The organism is Pseudomonas sp. G7(2022), assembly GCF_052660475.1.
This window is the reverse complement of the sequence record NZ_CP109659.1, coordinates 3,963,582-3,981,354: the sequence shown is the minus strand read 5'-3', so window position 1 is coordinate 3,981,354 and position 17,773 is coordinate 3,963,582. Positions and strand designations below refer to the sequence as shown.

Annotated in this window: 16 protein-coding genes; 11 read left to right on the top strand and 5 right to left on the bottom strand. The window is 63.1% G+C overall.

Translation table 11 applies throughout. The features are described from left to right. Positions 1 to 109: 109 nt before the first annotated feature. Positions 110 to 1,219, bottom strand: a complete 1,110-nt coding sequence (locus tag NE357_RS18020) for a 2-aminoethylphosphonate--pyruvate transaminase (RefSeq protein ID WP_169431006.1) — start codon at positions 1,217 to 1,219, stop codon at positions 110 to 112. 113 nt (positions 1,220 to 1,332) lie between these two features. Here NE357_RS18020 and NE357_RS18015 point away from each other — a divergent pair, with 113 nt between their 5' ends. Then, positions 1,333 to 2,193: a LysR substrate-binding domain-containing protein gene (locus NE357_RS18015; RefSeq protein WP_169431005.1), complete on the top strand. Its 861-nt coding sequence runs from the start codon at positions 1,333 to 1,335 to the stop codon at positions 2,191 to 2,193. On the opposite strand, the gene NE357_RS18010 is transcribed toward NE357_RS18015, so the two are convergent. Next, a complete protein-coding gene (locus tag NE357_RS18010) occupies positions 2,163 to 3,062 on the bottom strand; it encodes a LysR family transcriptional regulator (protein ID WP_007951543.1) in 900 nt (299 codons plus the stop codon). The two genes, NE357_RS18015 and NE357_RS18010, sit on opposite strands and share 31 nt — an antisense overlap. Before the next feature lie 288 nt (positions 3,063 to 3,350). Between NE357_RS18010 and NE357_RS18005 the strand changes: the two genes are divergently transcribed. Further along, positions 3,351 to 4,676 carry an MFS transporter gene (locus NE357_RS18005; protein WP_169431004.1) on the top strand — a complete coding sequence of 442 codons (1,326 nt, stop codon included), beginning with the start codon at positions 3,351 to 3,353 and terminating at the stop codon, positions 4,674 to 4,676. Positions 4,677 to 4,743: 67 nt separating this feature from the next. Continuing rightward, entirely contained in the window at positions 4,744 to 6,141 is a 1,398-nt protein-coding gene (locus NE357_RS18000; protein WP_169431003.1) for an FAD-dependent oxidoreductase, read from the top strand. Between the two features lie 3 nt (positions 6,142 to 6,144). On the opposite strand, the gene NE357_RS17995 is transcribed toward NE357_RS18000, so the two are convergent. Then, positions 6,145 to 7,551: a type VI secretion system Vgr family protein gene (locus NE357_RS17995; RefSeq protein ID WP_169431002.1), complete on the bottom strand. Its 1,407-nt coding sequence runs from the start codon at positions 7,549 to 7,551 to the stop codon at positions 6,145 to 6,147. Between the two features lie 219 nt (positions 7,552 to 7,770). Here NE357_RS17995 and NE357_RS17990 point away from each other — a divergent pair, with 219 nt between their 5' ends. Further along, positions 7,771 to 8,475: a YebC/PmpR family DNA-binding transcriptional regulator gene (locus NE357_RS17990; RefSeq protein WP_085712455.1), complete on the top strand. Its 705-nt coding sequence runs from the start codon at positions 7,771 to 7,773 to the stop codon at positions 8,473 to 8,475. Between the two features lie 65 nt (positions 8,476 to 8,540). Here NE357_RS17990 and NE357_RS17985 read toward each other — a convergent pair whose 3' ends face one another. Further along, a complete protein-coding gene (locus NE357_RS17985) occupies positions 8,541 to 9,854 on the bottom strand; it encodes a leucine-rich repeat-containing protein kinase family protein (RefSeq protein WP_169431001.1) in 1,314 nt (437 codons plus the stop codon). A gap of 63 nt (positions 9,855 to 9,917) precedes the next feature. Beyond that, a complete protein-coding gene (zapE, locus tag NE357_RS17980; RefSeq protein ID WP_169431000.1) occupies positions 9,918 to 11,048 on the bottom strand; it encodes a cell division protein ZapE in 1,131 nt (376 codons plus the stop codon). Positions 11,049 to 11,334: 286 nt separating this feature from the next. On the opposite strand from zapE, the gene NE357_RS17975 reads away from it, so the two are divergent. The 7 genes from NE357_RS17975 to NE357_RS17945 all read left to right on the top strand — a co-directional run bounded on the left by NE357_RS17975 (position 11,335) and on the right by NE357_RS17945 (position 17,773). Next, complete coding sequence (locus tag NE357_RS17975) at positions 11,335 to 11,856, top strand: Csu type fimbrial protein (protein ID WP_169430999.1); 522 nt, start codon at positions 11,335 to 11,337, stop codon at positions 11,854 to 11,856. Positions 11,857 to 11,938: 82 nt separating this feature from the next. Continuing rightward, positions 11,939 to 12,472 carry a Csu type fimbrial protein gene (locus NE357_RS17970; RefSeq protein ID WP_169430998.1) on the top strand — a complete coding sequence of 178 codons (534 nt, stop codon included), beginning with the start codon at positions 11,939 to 11,941 and terminating at the stop codon, positions 12,470 to 12,472. Positions 12,473 to 12,491: 19 nt separating this feature from the next. After that, positions 12,492 to 13,028 carry a Csu type fimbrial protein gene (locus NE357_RS17965; protein WP_169430997.1) on the top strand — a complete coding sequence of 179 codons (537 nt, stop codon included), beginning with the start codon at positions 12,492 to 12,494 and terminating at the stop codon, positions 13,026 to 13,028. A gap of 4 nt (positions 13,029 to 13,032) precedes the next feature. After that, positions 13,033 to 13,533: a Csu type fimbrial protein gene (locus tag NE357_RS17960; protein WP_169430996.1), complete on the top strand. Its 501-nt coding sequence runs from the start codon at positions 13,033 to 13,035 to the stop codon at positions 13,531 to 13,533. A gap of 23 nt (positions 13,534 to 13,556) precedes the next feature. Further along, positions 13,557 to 14,339: a fimbrial biogenesis chaperone gene (locus NE357_RS17955; RefSeq protein WP_169430995.1), complete on the top strand. Its 783-nt coding sequence runs from the start codon at positions 13,557 to 13,559 to the stop codon at positions 14,337 to 14,339. Between the two features lie 108 nt (positions 14,340 to 14,447). Beyond that, on the top strand, positions 14,448 to 16,805 hold the full coding sequence (locus tag NE357_RS17950; RefSeq protein WP_169430994.1) for a fimbria/pilus outer membrane usher protein: 2,358 nt from the start codon (positions 14,448 to 14,450) through the stop codon (positions 16,803 to 16,805). Continuing rightward, on the top strand, positions 16,802 to 17,773 hold the full coding sequence (locus NE357_RS17945) for a Csu type fimbrial protein (RefSeq protein ID WP_169430993.1): 972 nt from the start codon (positions 16,802 to 16,804) through the stop codon (positions 17,771 to 17,773). The genes NE357_RS17950 and NE357_RS17945 overlap by 4 nt, the downstream gene beginning before the upstream one ends.

Sequence of the window (17,773 nt, the reverse complement as noted above, 5' to 3'; positions counted from 1 at the left end):
CTGTGGGAGCGGGCTTGCCCGCGATGGCGGTCTGACATTCACCATGGATGTCGACTGCCAAGGCCTCATCGCGGGCAAGCCCGCTCCCACAGGGGATTTGTGGTGTCGCTCAAATTTCCAGAACTTCCATCTCGCGCAGCACTTCACCCACCGCCGCGACGGCTTCGCGCATCTGCGCCGGGGTGACGTGGCCGATGCAGCCGACGCGGAAGGTTTCGACCTGGGTCAGCTTGCCGGGGTAGAGGATGTAACCCTTGGCCTTGACCCGTTCGTAGAAGTCCTTGAACTGGTAGCGCGGATCTTTCGGTGCGTGGAACGTCGCGATGATCGGCGCCTGGATCGCAGCGGGCAGGAAACTGCGCAAGCCGAGTTTGCCCATCTCTTCCATCAGCGCCTGGCAGTTGGCGGCGTAACGCGCATGCCGTGCGGGCAGGCCACCTTCTTCGTTGTATTGCAGCAGCGCTTCGTGCAGCGCGGCGACGACATGGGTCGGCGGGGTGAAGCGCCACTGACCGGTCTTCTTCATGTAGCTGTGCTGGTCGAACAGGTCCATCGCCAGCGAATGCGAATTGCCGGCGGCAGCGGCCAGAGATTCCTTGCGGGCAAACACGAAGCCCATGCCCGGTACGCCTTCCAGGCATTTGCCGGAGGCGGCGATCAGTGCATCGAACGGGACTTTTTGCGCATCCACCGGCAAGGCGCCGAAGGAGCTCATGGCGTCGATGATCAGGCGTTTGCCGTGTTGCTCGACAACCTGAGCGATTTCCGGCAGCGGATTGAGGATGCCGGTGCTGGTTTCGCAGTGGATCAGCGCGACGTGGGTAACGGCGTTGTCGGCGCGCAGCAGGCGGTCGACGTCGGCGGCGGTGGTCGGTTCGTCTTCAGCGGTTTCGAAGGTGCTGAACGAGCGGCCGAGCACTTCGCAGATTTTCGCCAGACGCTTGCCGTAAGCACCGTTGATCAGCACCAGCACCTTGCCGTCGCGGGGGACGAGGGTGCCGATCGCGGCTTCGACGGCGAAGGTGCCGCTGCCCTGCAAAGGCACGCAATGGTGGCTGGCGGCGCCGTTGAGGATCGCCAGCAGTTGCTCGCAGAGGCTGGCGGTCAATTGGTTGAAGCGGTCATCCCATGAACCCCAGTCGACCATCATCGCCTGACGGGTGCGGGCCGAGGTGGTCAACGGGCCGGGAGTGAGCAGGATGGGTGCGGCAGTACTCATTCATGTGTCCTCGCGATAGCGCTGTGGGATGAAGCTACGGGGCCTACGTTGCAATTCGGCGGGTCATCAATCAAATTGTTTGTTGTTATGCCAGCCATCAGTGAGGGTTATCCATGAACCTGTTCCAGCTCCGCGCCTTCGACGCCGTGGCCCGGGAAGGCAGCTTCACCCGTGCCGCCGCGCGGTTGTTCATCAGCCAGCCGGCAGTCACCGGGCACATAAAGGCGCTGGAGGAGCACTACCAGATCACGCTGTTGCGACGCACGGCGCGCCGGGTCGAGCTGACGGAGGAGGGCACCAAACTGGCGGCGATCACCCGGGCGATGTTCGGCATGGCCGAAGAGGCGCAGGCGCTGCTGGAAGCCAATCGGCAGTTGCTGACCGGGCGTCTCGAGGTGGCGGCGGACGGTCCGCACATGGTCATGCCGATGCTGGCCAGCTTGCGGGCGCGGTATCCGGGGATCACGGTGAATCTGCGGTTGGGCAACGCTCAGGAAACGTTGGCGGCGTTGTTGTCCGAGCATGCTGACGTGGCGGTGCTGACCGAGGTCGAACCGCGCAAAGGGCTGCATCTGCAAGCGTTGAGTGAATCGCGGATCTGCGCGCTGGTGCCGGCGGGGCATCCGTGGGCGACACGTGCCGGCGAGGTCAGGCTCAAGGAGCTGGATCAGGTGATCATGGTCTTGCGCGAGCCGAGTTCGATTACCCGGCGCACGTTTGATCAGGCCTGTGCGCAAGCGTCAGTCAGCCCGCGGGTGCTGCTGGAACTGGACAGCCGCGAGGCGGTGACAGAGGCGGTGGCGGCTGAGTTGGGGGTTGGGGTGGTGTCATCGGTGGAGGTCAGCCATGACCCCCGCGTCGTCGCGATTCCCATTGCCGGAGAAGGGTTGGTGAACCGGCACATGATCGGCTGCGTGGAGCGGCGGCGGGAGTTGCGCTTGATTCAGGCGTTTTTCGGATTGGCCCCGGTCTGAACAAGACTCTCGCGAACCATCTCGAGAAACGTCGCCACCACCCGCCGCGAACTTTGCTCGCGCAGGCACACCAGCGTTTCGGTCAACCTCCGGGTGCAATCGGTGATCGGCAACGCGCAAACCCGTGAGTCCGCACCAAACTCCGCCGCCGACACCACGCCCACGCCAATCCCCACCACCACTGCCTCCCGCGCCGCTTCCCGGCCCTCGACCTGGATCGCCGGGCGGATGCGGAAGCCGGCGCGGGCCATTTCCTCTTCCAGGGTCTGGCGGGTCACCGAGCCGTGTTCGCGCAGCACCAGCGGCGTGTCGTCCAGATCCTCCAGGCAGATCGATTCACGCTCGGCCCATGGGTGATGGCGCGAGACGAACGCCACCATCGGGTCGTTGCGCAGCGGCACGCACAACAGACGTTCATCGCTGACATCGCGCCCAAGCAACGCCAGATCAGCCTGATAGTTGAACAACCGAAACAGCGATTCATCGGTGTTACCGGTCTCGATCTTCACGCTGATCCCCGGGTAACGCTCGCAGAACCGAGCGATCTGCGGCAACACGTGCACCGGCGCGTCCACTGCCAGAATCAGGCTGCCGGTCTGCAAGGCCTGGGATTCCTGCAGCAACTCCTGGGCTTCGGCCTCGACCACGAACAGGCGCTGGGTGATTGCCAGCAAGCGTTCGCCGAGATCCGTCAGGCGCACCGAGCGCTTGTTGCGATGGAACAGCAACACGCCGAAGCGTTCTTCGAGTTTGCGCACCTGGTCGGAAATCGCCGGTTGCGTCAGATAAAGCCGCTCGGCGGCCTTGGTGAAGCTTCCGTGCACGGCCACGGCGTGAAAGGCTTTGAGCTGGGCGTGTGAAACCGACATGGCTGATTCCTCGTTTACAGGGGCAGTCCAGTAACAAGCTGAGCTTATGTGTGAAATACGATAAATCGATTTTATTTATTAAACAGTAATTGCTTTGATCCGCTCACGCCAACGCTGACTGCCCGGTCGGGCAGCGACGCTGGCCATGAGCCTGTGCGTGCAATACCAGGACTCATCTGACCGGTATCGCCGTAGGGACGGGGTGATATCGCAGTGCTCAACAATAAAAACACAGGCGTTTACTCATCGATTCTGCCGGCACACTCACACCCTGAGGTCAGAACCACAATGAACAAGCACATCGGCACCCTTGCGCGTTGGCGCATGCAGATCTTCGCTGTCACCTGGCTCGCTTACGCCGCGTTCTATTTCACCCGCAAAGCCTTTTCGGTGGCCAAACTGGGCATCGCCGAAGACCCAAGCTTCACCCTCGACAAAATGGCCATGGCCAACCTCGACGCGATTTACCTGGCGGCCTACGCCATCGGCCAGTTCACCTGGGGCATGCTCGCCGATCGCTTCGGCCCGCGGGTCGTGGTGCTCGGCGGCTTGCTGATTTCCGCTGCGGCAGCGCTGGTGATGGGCAGCTTCGCCACCTTGCCGATCTTCGCCACCTGCATGCTGATTCAGGGGCTGGCACAGTCCACCGGCTGGTCGGGTCTGTGCAAGAACCTCGGCAGTTTCTTCCCCTCCGAACAGCGCGGGCGAGTGCTCGGGTTGTGGAGTTCCTGCTACGCCTTCGGCGGATTGGTGGCCTCGCCGTTCGCCGGTTGGTGGGCGTACACGCTGATCGGTACCTGGCACGCGGCGTTCATTTCCAGTGCGGCGGTGGTCGCGGTGGTGGCGGTGTTGTTCTTCATCTTTCAGCGCAACAAACCGCAAGACGTCGGCCTGCCCGCCGTGGAGCCGGAGCCGCTCATCAGCGCCGAAGAGGCCGAAGCCAACAGCAAGCTCAGCGTGTGGGAACCGCTCAAGGAAATCCTGCGCAACCGCACGGTGCTGGTGCTGGGTCTGGCGTACTTTCTGTTGAAGCCGGCGCGTTACGCGATTCTGTTGTGGGGCCCGGTGATCGTGTTCGAACAGATGCCCTCGGTCGGCAAGGTCGGGGCGGCGATCATTCCGACGGCATTCGAACTGGCCGGGCTGCTGGGGCCGATCATGATCGGCCTGGCCTCGGACAAACTGTTCGGCGCCCGACGCATGCCGGCCTGCGTGTTGAGCCTGCTGGCGCTGACTGTGACCCTCGCGCTGTTCATGGGCGCCCTGCACACCGGCAGCGTGATGCTGGTGGTCGCACTGTTGTTCGTGATGGGCCTGACCCTGTATGGCCCGGACTCGATGATCAGCGGCGCGGCCGCCATCGATTTCGGCAAGGCCAAGGCCGGCGCCACGGCGGCGGGATTCGTCAACGGCTGCGGCTCGGTCGGTGCGGTGCTCGGCGGGTTGCTGCCGGGCTACTTCGATTCGGTGACGGTATTCATTGTGTTCGCCGGTTGCGCGCTGTTTTCGGCGCTGGTGCTGATTCCGCACTGGAACAGCCGTCCGGTCGGCGTCATGGAACCGCGTGCCTCTGTGCCCAATCGGGCCCTGACCATCAAACCTTTGCGTAACTGAATAAACCCTGCCTCGCGGCCTGCTGCGGCATTCGCGGCAGGCTGTACCGTGGCTGACTGACTGGAGAATGTTCATGAGACCGTTTTGGCTGGAGCAGGCCTTGCAGCTCGATTCGTCCGAACCGTGCCCGCCGCTGCAAGGCGACGTGCGCACCGATGTGTGCATCGTTGGCGGTGGTTACACCGGATTGTGGACGGCGATCATGCTCAAGCAGCAGAACCCCGAACTCGATGTACTGTTGATCGAGGCCGACATCTGCGGCGCCGGCGCCAGTGGGCGCAACGGCGGTTGCGCGCTGTCGTGGTCGGCGAAGTACTTCACCCTCGAGCGGCTGTTCGGCGTCGAAGAGGCGGTGCGGCTGGTCAAGGAATCCGAGCGCAGTATCCACGCCATCGGCGAGTTCTGCGAGCAGTACGGCGTCGATGCCGATTACCGCCTCGACGGTACGCTTTACACCGCCACCAACCGGGCGCAATGCGGTTCGACCGATGCGGTGATTGCGGCGCTGGAGGGCAACGGCATCAATTCGTTCACCCAACGGCCGGTCGCCGATGTACAGCGCATGGCCGGTTCGGAAAAACACTTGGAGGGCTGGTTCTCGCCGGCCGCCGCCAGCGTGCAGCCGGGCAAACTGGTGCGTGGCTTGCGCCGGGTGGCGTTGCAGCTGGGTGTGCGGATTCATGAAGGCACGGCGATGACCGGGCTGGAAGAGGGCCGTCCGGCGCGCCTGCACACGGCGAACGGCTGCGTGACCGCCGACCGCGTGGTACTGGCGATGAACGCGTGGATGGCCCGTGCCTTTCCGCAGTTCGAGCGCAGCGTAGCGATCGTGTCCAGCGACATGTTGATCACCGAACCCCGCCCGGAGCTGTTGCAGGAAATCGGTTTGACCAGCGGCGTGACCGTGCTCGATTCGCGGATTTTCGTGCACTACTACCACAACACCCCGGACGGCCGGATCATGCTCGGCAAGGGCGGCAACACTTTCGCTTATGGCGGACGGATGCTGCCAGTGTTTGACCAGCCATCGCCTTACGCCGGGTTGCTCAAGCGCAGCCTCGACGATTTTTTCCCGGCCTTCGCCGATGTGAAGGTCGACGCAACGTGGAACGGCCCGTCGGATCGCTCGGTCACCGGCCTGCCGTTTTTCGGCCAGATGAGTGCCAGCGGAAATGTGTTCTACGGGTTCGGTTATTCCGGCAGCGGTGTGGGGCCATGTCACATGGGTGGGCAGATCCTTGCCTCGCTGGTGCAGGGTCTCGACAACCCCTGGACACGCTCGCCGCTGGTCAACGGGCCGCTGGGCTATTTTCCGCCGGAACCGATCCGCTATCTCGGCTCGTTGATGGTGCGCAACGCCATTCGCCGCAAGGAGCGCGCCGAGGATCACGGACGGCGTCCTCGGCATCTGGATGTACGCCTGGCGAAATTCGCCGCTGCTGCGGGCAAGGCCGACAAGGCCTGAACGTCATGCTGACGGCGGGGTGTGCTTGAGCAGCCAGTCGAGCAACAGGCCGTCATCGTGTTGTTCCGGCGCTTGCCTTGTCTTGCGGGTGTGGCTGACATCCAGGCACAGAATCGGTCGGTCCGGATCGCTGTCGAGAAAACTCACCCAAACTTCACTGCCGGCGCGAGGCAGGGTTTCCCTGGCGATCGGTCCGTCACCACCGACCATGGCTATCGTCAGCCATAACCTGTCACTGTCGGCATCCAGACCCCGTCCAGGCCATAGCCGGACGGCGATACGTCCCTGGTCATCCAACTGAGGCGGCTGTCCGGGCGGGCCGAGCACTTTTGCCGGATGATACCCCGGAATGCTCGGGCGCGGCTGCGTGAGCGGCGGGCGAAACTCGGTCGACCACGGCAGCGCAGTGAAGTCGTTGTGATAGCGGCGAGGCGCAGGTACCGGGTCGAGAATCGAAGGTTGCTGGCCCTGATGGTGCAACTCGGTGATCAACCACTGATCGTTGAACGCGCCCACCGGGTGATCCGTGACCTGCAGCAAGCGGCCACTGAGCAGTTGAGTACAGTCGCTGCGTCCCTGAATGCATCGATACTGGCAACGCTGGCGCTCCAGTTGGCGGCGGCTGCGCTGATCGGCGTAGCGTTGCCCGCTCGGCAGGAAACCACGCTCGGGCCAGATATTGGCCAGGGGATGGTTGGCCGCCTCATCCTCGTTGCTCGGTTGTCCACGATCACGGACGTTGGGTGATACCCGCGCCATGACAGCGTCGTGACGCTGGTAAAGGGCGCTGAGGGCGGGCGATGGCGGCTCGATTTCTGTGCTGAAGGGCACGGGCAGTGGCGGCTGCGGCAGGCCAAGGCTGTCATCGGCGAACACCACGACATGGCCGTCCGGCCGGTGTTCGAAGTGGTAGTGAATGCCTTCTTCTTCACACAGTCGCTGCAACAGTGCCAGGTCGGACTCGTCGTACTGGATGCAGAAGGGGCGCGGCGGATAGTGCCCTGTCGTCAGGTCGAACCGATATCCGTGCGCAGGCCACCGATGTTCGACAAGCAATTGTTCGAGAATGTCAGGCACGCTCGATCGGGTGAATACCCGGCGTCGGGTCTGCTGTTCCAGTTGTTGCAGGTGTGGCACCAGTACCAGCCGATAATCGATCCGATGGGCGCCGCGATGCTCGCAACTGGCGCTGTGCAGGGTGCCGTGAATGCCATGGTCGTCATTCAATTGCAGGTAAGCCGACCGATGCAACAAGGTGGCGGGAGCCAGTGCCGGGGCCAGACCAATGACGTCGATCTCGAAGCGATAGGGCCGGTTCAGCGCTTCATGACCGCGAAAACGCAGTACCGGCAGACTCAGGCCACCCTCGATGAGGGTCAGCGTGAAGGGACTTTCCTTGTCATTGAGCATTCGTAAGGGGCTCTGTCGGGTAATACGGACGACAGAGGGTACGAAACCGCAGCAGGAAATGGTCATGACAAACCGGTTTTTCAGAATCGCCCTACAAAGTGTGTAGAAGATGTCGACGGGCAACGGATTTTTTGGTCGATTGCCGACTTTAGGCCGTATAAACTTGCGCCACGCGTCGGCCAATAGATGTCTCGGCGCCACAGATCAAGAGAGTGAGTAATGGGCGCACAGTGGAAGGTTAAACACAAAGAAGCGGCAGCCAACGCCAAGGGCAAGATCTTCGGCAAACTGGTGAAAGAGATCACCATCGCTGCCCGCAACGGTGCCGATACCGCCACCAACGCACACCTGCGTCTGGTGGTCGAACAGGCCAAGAAAGCCTCGATGCCCAAGGAAACCCTGGACCGCGCCATCAAGAAGGGTGCAGGTCTGCTGGGCGAGACCGTTCAGTACCATCGCGTGACTTACGAAGGTTTCGCACCGCATCAGGTTCCGTTGATCGTCGAGTGCGTTACCGACAACATCAACCGCACCGTGGCGGAAATCCGCGTGGCGTTCCGCAAGGGCCAACTGGGCGCTTCCGGCTCGGTGGCCTGGGACTTCAACCACGTCGGCATGATCGAAGCCTCGCCGGACACCCCTGACGCCGATCCGGAAATGGCCGCGATCGAAGCCGGTGCCCAGGATTTCGAGCCGGGCGAAGAGGGCGCGACCCTGTTCCTGACCGACCCGACTGACCTGGACGCCGTTCAGAAAGCCCTGCCGGAGCAAGGTTTCACCGTGCTGTCGGCCAAACTGGGCTATCAGCCAAAGAACCCGGTCAGCGGCCTGAGCGACGAGCAGATGGCTGAAGTCGAAGCGTTCCTCGAAGGCCTCGACAACCATGACGACGTGCAGGAAATGTTCGTCGGCCTGGCGGGCTGATTCATCGCGTCAGCGATCGACCCGGTGGTGGCGCAGCAGGCGTCATCACCACCGGGTCATTGCGGTCAAATCCTGTTGATCTGCCCGACCACCTCATCGAACCCCGGCCGCGCCAGCACATCCGGCTGACAGCAGCGCTGTTCAAGCGCTTCCAGCGCCTCCCGTTGCCCGTCACTCAACCCCGAGTCGATGCGCGCCAGCAATTCCCCCAGCAAGATCCCGAACGCCCGCACTTCGATGCGTTGCAGTGCGCGGGTTTCCAGGTTGTCCGTCGTGGCATGGAATGACGCCGCGCCGAAGTCACCCAACAGGCAGTCGCCTTCCTCGTTCAACAATATGTTGTGGCCATACAGATCGCCATGGGTGATGCCCTGCCGATGCAGATGCTCGGCGACCGACGCGATGCCGCGGGCAATGCGCAACGCGACATCTGCGCTGAAACGGCAGTCATCGGTGTAGATATCCCGCGAACAGGAGGCCAGGCTCGGCAGCGCGGCGAGGTTGCGATAGCTCGGGTCGATCAGTTGCATCACCAGCCCTTGCTGGCCATCTGGGTGATTGCCGATGCGCCCCTCGACCCGGATCAGATTCGAGTGCAGGCCGGCGGTGATGCAGGCGTTCATCTCGTGCAGCGGCGAGCCGTCGCTGGTCATCTCGCCCTTGTAGAGTTTGACTGCCACTGAACGCTCAGGCTGGTCTGCCGATTGCCACACGGCACGGGAAATCACCCCGGAAGCTCCTTCGCCGAGCCGCTGCTGCAGACGCAGGCTCGACCAGTCGATCAGCGGCGTGGCTTCCAGCGCAGCGGCGTCGGCCTCGGTTTCCAGCGGGTTGCCGGCGTAGGCCAGCCAGGTCAGGCTCGGCAGGGTCAGCAACCACTGTGGCAGCTCCGTCAGCTGGTTGGCGGCGATGCGGATCAGTTCCAGCCGATGGCACTGGCTCAGCGATGGCGGCAAGGCACGCAGGCGATTGCCGGCGAGCATCAGCTTTTGCAGGAGCGGGCGTTCGCCCAGTTCGGCTGGCAGGGCTTCAATCAGGTTGTCGGTCAGGATCAGCCAGCGCAACTGCGGTGGCAGCGCTGCGCCGGATACCCGGGCAATCCGGTTGGCCTTGAAGCCGATCATGCTCAGGGCCTCGCACTGGCCGAGGCACTCGGGCAGCTCGGTGAACCGGTTGTCGGAGCAGAACAGCACGCGCAGACGGGGCAGGCGATGCAGGTCGTGCGGCAGGCTGCTCAAGGCATTGCCGCTGAGGTTGAGCACCTCCAGCGTGTCGGCCAGGTCGAATATCTCACGGGGGAACTCGGTCAGGCCTTCGACCAGGTCCAGCCGGGTGATGCCCGACAGTTCGCCGGCGCGCAATTGAGCAAGGGTGTGCATGTCATGAATCGCTATCAAATAGGGCGCAGTGACGCCGGGAATGGGCGGCATGATAACGGCAAATCAGGCCGGCTCGCGCACTTCCGGCAATTGCCCCAGCCGGCTGCGGGTACGCGCCAGATCGATGGCGTTGCCGGCCAGGCTTTCGCGCAGGGGCAGGTGCCCGAGCAGCGTCAGGCGTTTGTCCTGATCGTAGAGCACGTCAATCAGGTTGATGAAGCGCTGCTGGACGGCTATCGAGCACTCCTCCAGTTCCGGCAGCTCATCGATGATCCAGTGGTCGAAGCGGCGGCACAGTTCCAGATAATCCATCACGGCCGTGGGCTGTTCACACAGGTCATTGAAGGTAAAGGCGACGCGGCGGCCCTCACACAGACGGGCCTGTAAAACCCGGTTGCCCACCGCCAGCGGCTGCGGCGCGGCGTGCCGTGGCGGCAAATCAAGGGTCAAGCGTTGCGCCGGCGTGGCTGGCCACACGTAATGACCCTGAGTGAACATTTGATGGGCGTGATTGCGCGCCTGGCTGCGGTAGTCGTGGGGGCCGCCGACTTCCATGACCTGCATGCGGGCATGGATCAGGTCGATCACCGGTTTGAACCGTGCGTGATACAGCGGGTTGGGCAGCAGGCCTTCGGGCGGGTAATTGGAGGTCACAAGCAGCAGGATTGCGCGCTGGAACAGGGCCTTGTACAACCGGGTGATGAGCATCGCGTCGCCGATGTCATGCACGTGGAACTCGTCGAAACACAGCACCCGGCAGTCCAGCAGCAGTTCGTCGAGCGAGGCAGCGAGGGCGTCTTCCTGCTCGCGATGCCGGAACATGGCCTGGTGCAGGTCGGCGAAGAACTGATGGAAATGCAGACGTTGTTTCTGCGACGTCGGCAGGGCCTGGAAGAAACCGTCGAGCAGCCAGCTCTTGCCGCGTCCGACGGCACCGTGCAGGTACAGACCGGGCGGGGTTTGCGCCGCAGGCCCGAACAACATGGCGGCCTGTTGCGCCATGTAGTCGATCACGCGCAGCTGGCTGTGGCTGAGGGTGTAGCCCTGGTCATGGGCCTTTTGCCTGAAGTAGTCGCGGATCGCCTGGGCGCTGGCGCAATGGCCGGCACTGGCAAGGTTTCGGTGGCCGAACAAACGGCGTAACCCTGAAAGACGCTGGGACAGGCGCGAACGTTCGGGCGGTCGGGCGGGCACGGTGGAGTCACTCCGTCAGGGTCGGGCCGGCTCCCCCCGAGCGCGGCAGCGTAGTGTAACCAGACGGATAGTTTTCCATCCACTGCGCTTTGTCGGCCGACGGTCTTGCTGGACAGCAATCTGCGGCGCGTACAGGTTTTTGCAGCGTGATGGGGGTGGTAGATCGACAACTTTTCGAAACATATCCCGCACGATCAATGGATCCAATCGACTGGCGCATTCGGCGTCCGTTGCTAACCTGAAACACTGTAACGGCAGAGATGCTGTCGCCATCAAGGATCGGACGGTGAATGCAGGAGTGGTCTGGGCACTGCTGGGCGGGCTCGCGGCACCGGCGCATGGCGCCGATCTGCAGGTTGAAGTGCGGGTCGACGTGCAGCGTGGCTGTCAGTTGATCGGTCAGCAGCGTGACGCGGGTATCGGGCAATTGGGTGTGCTCGATTTCGGCAGTACGGCGCGGCTCGATGATCCGGCCGGACCGCTCGGGGCGGCGTTGACCCCTTCGCGCCTGCCACGCCTGGAGTGCAACCCGGACACGCCGTACCAGCTGCGTGTCGATGGCGGACTGCACGGCGGGACCGGCGAGGTGCGTTACATGGCGGGCGAGGCGGGGGGCAAGGCGATTCCCTACCGTCTGTATCAGGATGCCGCGCGGCAGGTGCCGCTGGTGGTGGATGTACCGGTCAGCGGACGTGTACCGGACAGCGGTTCGGTGACGTTGCCGCTGTACGGGCGGATCGAGCGGATGGCCGAGGTGCCACGGGTCAGTCGGTACTCGGATCTGGTCAAGGTGACCGTCACCTGGTGATCAACCGGAGTGATGCGGCAATGGTGCGTTCAATGACGAGCGCGGTGGACGATCTTCAGGGACCGGAAGGAGTAGGGATGCAATGACGGGCAAGCACTGGCTGGTCATCACCGCAGGCGCATTGCTGTTGCTCACCGAAGGTGCGCAGGCGTCGGTCAACGGACAGATCCACGCCCGCCTGACCCTGATCGCAGGCTGCGAAGTGACCAACACCTCCACGTCCGCCAGCCCGGTGGGGGATTTCGGCAAGCTCGACTTCGGCCAGCAGGGCCCCACCTGGAATACTCCCATCAAGGCCAGTCTGGCCAATGACAGCAGCGGCAGGCTCAACGTCGCCTGCAATCCGTCGGTGACCGGTTTCACCGTGAGTATCGACGGCGGCACCCATGGCGACGGCAATACCCGCCGCCTGAGCAACGGTCGTCAGACCATCCCCTATCAACTGTTTCTCGATGCCTCGGGCAGCCAGAGCTACAGCATCGGCCAGCAACACAATTTCGCGGTCACCAGCGGCGCACAGATTCCGATTCCGGTATTTGGCACGGTGGTGGCGAACACCCGCGCGGTACCGGCCGGTGTCTATACCGACACCCTGACGGTGACGCTCGACTGGTAAATCGTAGAGGAAGGACACCATGGGTACGATTGCATCAAGGATAGGTCTGTCGCTGCTCGGTCTGACGCTGGCTTCCAGCGTCAACGCCGCCACCACGGTCACCGGCCAGATCACCTCCAGCCTGATCCTGATCAGCAGTTGCCAGGTCAACGGCTCTGGCGGATCCACCGGACTGAACTTCGGCGCCCTGAATTTCGGCACGGCCGACAGTCTGTTCACCACCGCGACCGGGCAGGTGCTGGGTGGCGGTGGCGGGGCCTTGTCGATTCTCTGTTCTGCCGGCACCACGCCGACGGTCAAGGTGCGGGCCGGTGCCCATGACGGCCAGTCGCCCGGTGGCAGTCGCGCGTTGTACGACGGGGTTGCCAACTATGTGCCCTATGACTTGTACACCGATGCCGGGCACTCGCAGCTGCTGGCCATCGACGGGGTGATCAGCCTTGCCGCCAGCACAGGGGTGGCGCAAACCGTGAATATCTATGGTCAGGCGGTGGGCAAGGCCGGCCTGCCGGCGGGCACCTACACCGACACCATTGCCGTTGAACTGACGTTCTAGTGCCATGGGCCGGCATGGCTGTGCGGCACTGCTGGTGCTGTGCGCGGGGGCGGCGCCGTTACCGCTGGCAGCAGTGACCAGCCAGAGCTTTCAGGTCAGCGCGACAATCACACCTGGCTGCCTGGTGGTGGGAGGGGTGTCGAACTATGGCGGACTGAATTTCGGTTCGAGTTCGGCCCTGGCCACCGGCACGGTGCAAGTGGCGTTGACCGGCGGCGTGCAGTTGCAATGCACGCCGGGCGTGACATTGAACATGACGGTCGATGGCGGCCAGTACAACAGCAGCGGTCGACACATGCAGCTCAACAGCGGCAGCGCGCGGGTGGCTTATGCGCTGTTTCGCGATGCGGCCTACAGCCAGAGCCTGGGAGTCGGTCAGACCGTGGCGGTGGCCTACAGCGACGCCAACAACATCAGCCTGCCGATCTACGGTCAGGTGCAGTTGCCGGGCACGGTGCCCGGGGGGACGTACAGCGACGTGTTGCAGGTGCAACTGTCGTGGTGATGAATGGCACAAGGAGCGGGGTTATGGGGGTTGTCTCGTCGCGGCTGTTGCGGGCGGGTTGCGCAATGTTGATGTTGGCTTCACTCGGGGCGATCAAGGCTCAGGCGGCCAGTTCGGTGCTGATCTGGCCCATCGATCCGGTGCTTGAGGCCGATCAGCAGGCCAGTGCGTTATGGCTGGAGAACCGTGGCAGCGAGACCGCCAACCTGCAGATCCGTGTGTTTGGCTGGAGCCAGAACGGTTATCAAGAGCAGTACCAGAACCAGCGTGACGTGATTGGCAGTCCGCCGGTGGCGAAGATTGAACCGGGGCAGAAACAACTGGTGCGCCTGACCCGGACCAAAGACGTGCCGCCCGGTCAGGAACTGGCCTACCGGATCATCATCGACGAAATTCCTTCGGCTCAGCCTCCCGTCGCCGATGCGGGGAAAACCGCTGCGGCGATCCGTTTCCAGATGCGTTATTCGGTGCCGCTGTTCGCCTACGGAGCAGGGCTCTGGAGCAAGGAAGACAGCACCCGGCAGCGCGATCCCAAGGGGATCGGCCTGCCGCAATTGAGCTGGCGCACGGTCTCGGTCGACGGCAAACCCTATGTGGAAGTGCGCAACCAGGGCGCGGTGCATGCGCGACTGACGGATGTCGCGCTCAAACAGGGCGGGCAGAGCCAACCTTTGGCGCAGGGGCTGCTGGGTTATGTGCTGCCTGGCGCGGTCATGCGCTGGCCGGCGCCGGGATCTGTGACGGGGGAGCTGGTGGGCCGGATCAATGGCGCGACGCAGGTGCAAGGCATCGCCCCGGCGAAGTAGGGACTTCAACCTGCGGGTCTGGTAGTGCGCGGCCGCCGGGCAAGCGACAGGTTGGCGGGCAACAGCGGTTTCAGGAGGAACCAGTCCATTGACGGACGAAGCACGCTAATGAGTCCGGGATGGGCTCGCCGTATTCAGCGTCCGTTGTGGCTTGTCACCGGCGCGTGTTGCCTGATGTTCATTCATCCATCCGGGGCCGGCGATCTGCCGCCGCCTCCCAGCGGCATGGAGGCCGTCAGCGATGCACAGTTGTTTCTGGAACTGGTGGTCAACCAGATGAATACCGGTCGCGTGGTGGCGGTGGATCAGCGCGGCGGGCGGTTGTTCCTGCCGGCCAGTGTGTTGCATGACACCGGCATGACGCTGCCCGAAAGTGCCGGTGCCGAAGTCGATCTCGACGGCCTGCCGGGGCTGCACAGCGACTACGACAGCGTGGGCCAGCGGCTGTTGCTCGATGTGCCACCGGACTGGCTGCCGGAGCAGTTCATCGGTAACCGTCAGGTCTATCCACGCACCCCGGCGCTGAGCAGTTTCGGCGCGTTGTTCAACTATGACCTGTACCTCAACGACACCGATGATGCCGGCACTTATCTGGCGGCGTGGAACGAGATACGGGTATTCGACAGTTGGGGCACGCTGTCCAGCACCGGTCAGTACCGGCAGACCTTGTCCGGGGATTCGGCCAGTACGCTGAACAACGGCTATTTGCGCTACGACACCACCTGGCGGTACTCCGACGACGAGCGGATGCTGACGTACGAGGCAGGGGATGTGGTCAGCGGCGCCTTGCCCTGGAGCAGTTCGGTGCGTCTGGGGGGCGTGCAGTTTTCGCGGGATTTCGCCGTGCGCCCGGATCTTGTGACCTATCCGCTGCCGCAATTCGCCGGTGAAGCGGCGGTACCGTCCTCGGTGGATTTGTTCATCAACGGCTACAAGTCCAGCAGCACCGATTTGCAACCGGGTCCGTACACACTGACCAACATCCCGTTCATCAACGGCGCGGGCGAGGCTGTGGTGGTGACCACCGATGCGCTGGGCCGGCAGGTGTCCACCACCGTACCGTTTTATGTCACCAGCAGTCTGTTGCAAAAGGGCCTGAGCGACTTCTCGGTGGCGGCCGGTACGCTGCGCCGGGATTACGGGCTGAAGGATTTCAGCTACGGGTCGGGTATGACGTCGGGCAGCCTGCGTTATGGCATCAGCGACAGCTTCACGCTGGAAAGTCACGCCGAAGCCGCCGAGTCGCTGACCCTCGGCGGCCTCGGTGGCAACCTGCGTCTGGGCAATTTCGGGGTGCTCAACAGTGCGATCAGTCAAAGCCGTTTCGACGGAGATGGCGGTCAGCAATACAGTCTCGGTTACCAGTACAGCGCCCAGCGTTTCAGCTTTTCCTGGCAACGGTTACAGCGCCGCGACCAGTACGCCGACCTCACGGTCGTCGACAGTCCTTACACCAGCCTCAGCAAGCGCAGCGAACAGGCGACCCTGAGCCTCAACCTTGAGCGCTGGGGCAGTCTGGGTGTCGGTTACTTCGATATCCGGGCGGCGGACGATAGCCGCACGCGGCTGCTCAACCTGAGCTGGAACAAGCCGTTGTGGCGCAACAGCAGTTTCTACCTCTCCGCCAACCGCGAAATAGGCGACGCCAACTGGGCGGTGCAGGCGCAACTGGTGATCCCGTTCGACCTGCACGGCAGTCTGGCCATCAGCAGCGAGCGCAACAAGAACGGGCAAAGCCAACAGCGGGTCAACTACAGCCGTGCCGTGCCTTCCGAGGGCGGGGTGGGTTTCAACCTGGGTTATGCCAAGGGTGACGGCGCCGATTACCGTCAGGCTGACGTCACCTGGCGCTTGCAGTCGGTGCAATTGCAGGCTGGTGTCTACGGCACCTCGGACGCCGAAACGCGTTGGGCCGATGCCAGCGGTTCGCTGGTGTGGATGGACCATCAAGTGTTTGCCGCCAACCGCATCGACGATGCGTTTGTGGTGGTCAGTACCGACGGTTACGCGGATGTCCCGGTGCGTTACGAGAACCAGCAGATCGGCCAGACCGACCGCAACGGCCACTTGCTGGTGCCGTGGAGCAGCGCCTACTACCGTGGCAAATACGAAATCGATCCGTTGAACCTGCCGGCCAACGTACGCAGCCCGAATGTCGAACAGCGCATTGCCGTGCGCCGTGGCAGTGGCTATCTGTTGGAGTTTGCGCTGAGCCGGGTGATTGCCGCGAGCATCGTGCTGGTGGACGCGCAACAGCAGCAATTGCCGCTGGGCAGCGGCGTGTTGCATGAAGAGAGCGGCACGCGCACGGTGGTGGGCTGGGACGGTCTGGTCTATCTGGAAAACCTTCAGGTGCAAAATTCGCTGAGGGTGACGCTGGCCGATGGCAAGACCTGTCAGGCGCAATTCAACGTCGATCTGCAGCAGGATCAGGTGCCGCTGATCGGGCCGTTGGTATGTCAATGAAGGCGATGCGGCTGTGCCTGTGGCTGGTGCTGATGCTGCCCGGTGCAGTACAGGCGTTGTGCTCGGTGGTCACCACCACACCGGCCGCGTTCGGAACCATCAGTTCGATTGCGGTGCGCACCACATCGCAACCCAGTTCCACGCTGAACGGCGGTCTGAGCTGTACCGGATCGCTGTTGTCGCTGCTGACCAGCAACGACCATTTCTGGGCTACGGTCACCTCGACCCAGAGCGGTCTGCTCGGGCCGAGCGGCGATGTCATCAGCTATACGATCTATGCCAACAACAGCACCAGTTACCCGCTGACTCGCGGCACGGCCTACGATTTCGCCCGAAATGGCATCATCGACGCGCTGGGATTGCTCAACGGTACCGTGCCGAAAACCGTGCCGTTGTATCTCGGCACCACGATTGGCAGCAACGTGGCGGCCGGGGTTTATACCGAAACCCTGAGCATTTTCTGGAACTGGAATTACTGTTCGGGCATCGGGGTCGGCGGACTCTGCCTGGGGCGCGATATCAATAGCGGTACTACGACGCTGACGGTCAACCTGACCGTGGCCAACGATTGCACCATCACCGCGCCCAACATCGCCTTCGGCAGCGCTCCGGTGATCAGCGCGTTTACCCCGGTGACCGGGCAGACCATCAACCTGGCCTGCACCAAGGGCAGCGCCTATACCGTGGGTTTGAGCGACGGACAGAACGCGCTCAGTGTCGGCGGTCGACGGCAAATGATCTCGGGCAGCAATTACCTGGCCTACGACATTTTCAAAAGCGCCGGCACTACCCGCTGGGGCAGTGTCGGCGCTGCACGTCGGGCGAGCACCGATGCCGAGGTCAATCCCGGCAATGGCCTGGGCACCGGCAGCCAGATCTTCAACTACAACGCGAAGATCTACACCGACCAGACCACGCCGCCCGCCGGTACCTATCTGGACAACGTGGTGCTGGATGTCGGCTTCTGA

Coding starts and splice junctions, on each gene's coding strand:
- NE357_RS18020 (WP_169431006.1), bottom strand. CDS start 1,219: ATGAGTACTGCCGCACCCATCCTGCTCACTCCCGGCCCGTTGACCACC.
- NE357_RS18015 (WP_169431005.1), top strand. CDS start 1,333: ATGAACCTGTTCCAGCTCCGCGCCTTCGACGCCGTGGCCCGGGAAGGC.
- NE357_RS18010 (WP_007951543.1), bottom strand. CDS start 3,062: ATGTCGGTTTCACACGCCCAGCTCAAAGCCTTTCACGCCGTGGCCGTG.
- NE357_RS18005 (WP_169431004.1), top strand. CDS start 3,351: ATGAACAAGCACATCGGCACCCTTGCGCGTTGGCGCATGCAGATCTTC.
- NE357_RS18000 (WP_169431003.1), top strand. CDS start 4,744: ATGTTCATGAGACCGTTTTGGCTGGAGCAGGCCTTGCAGCTCGATTCG.
- NE357_RS17995 (WP_169431002.1), bottom strand. CDS start 7,551: ATGCTCAATGACAAGGAAAGTCCCTTCACGCTGACCCTCATCGAGGGT.
- NE357_RS17990 (WP_085712455.1), top strand. CDS start 7,771: ATGGGCGCACAGTGGAAGGTTAAACACAAAGAAGCGGCAGCCAACGCC.
- NE357_RS17985 (WP_169431001.1), bottom strand. CDS start 9,854: ATGCACACCCTTGCTCAATTGCGCGCCGGCGAACTGTCGGGCATCACC.
- NE357_RS17970 (WP_169430998.1), top strand. CDS start 11,939: ATGACGGGCAAGCACTGGCTGGTCATCACCGCAGGCGCATTGCTGTTG.
- NE357_RS17965 (WP_169430997.1), top strand. CDS start 12,492: ATGGGTACGATTGCATCAAGGATAGGTCTGTCGCTGCTCGGTCTGACG.
- NE357_RS17960 (WP_169430996.1), top strand. CDS start 13,033: ATGGGCCGGCATGGCTGTGCGGCACTGCTGGTGCTGTGCGCGGGGGCG.
- NE357_RS17955 (WP_169430995.1), top strand. CDS start 13,557: ATGGGGGTTGTCTCGTCGCGGCTGTTGCGGGCGGGTTGCGCAATGTTG.
- NE357_RS17950 (WP_169430994.1), top strand. CDS start 14,448: ATGAGTCCGGGATGGGCTCGCCGTATTCAGCGTCCGTTGTGGCTTGTC.
- NE357_RS17945 (WP_169430993.1), top strand. CDS start 16,802: ATGAAGGCGATGCGGCTGTGCCTGTGGCTGGTGCTGATGCTGCCCGGT.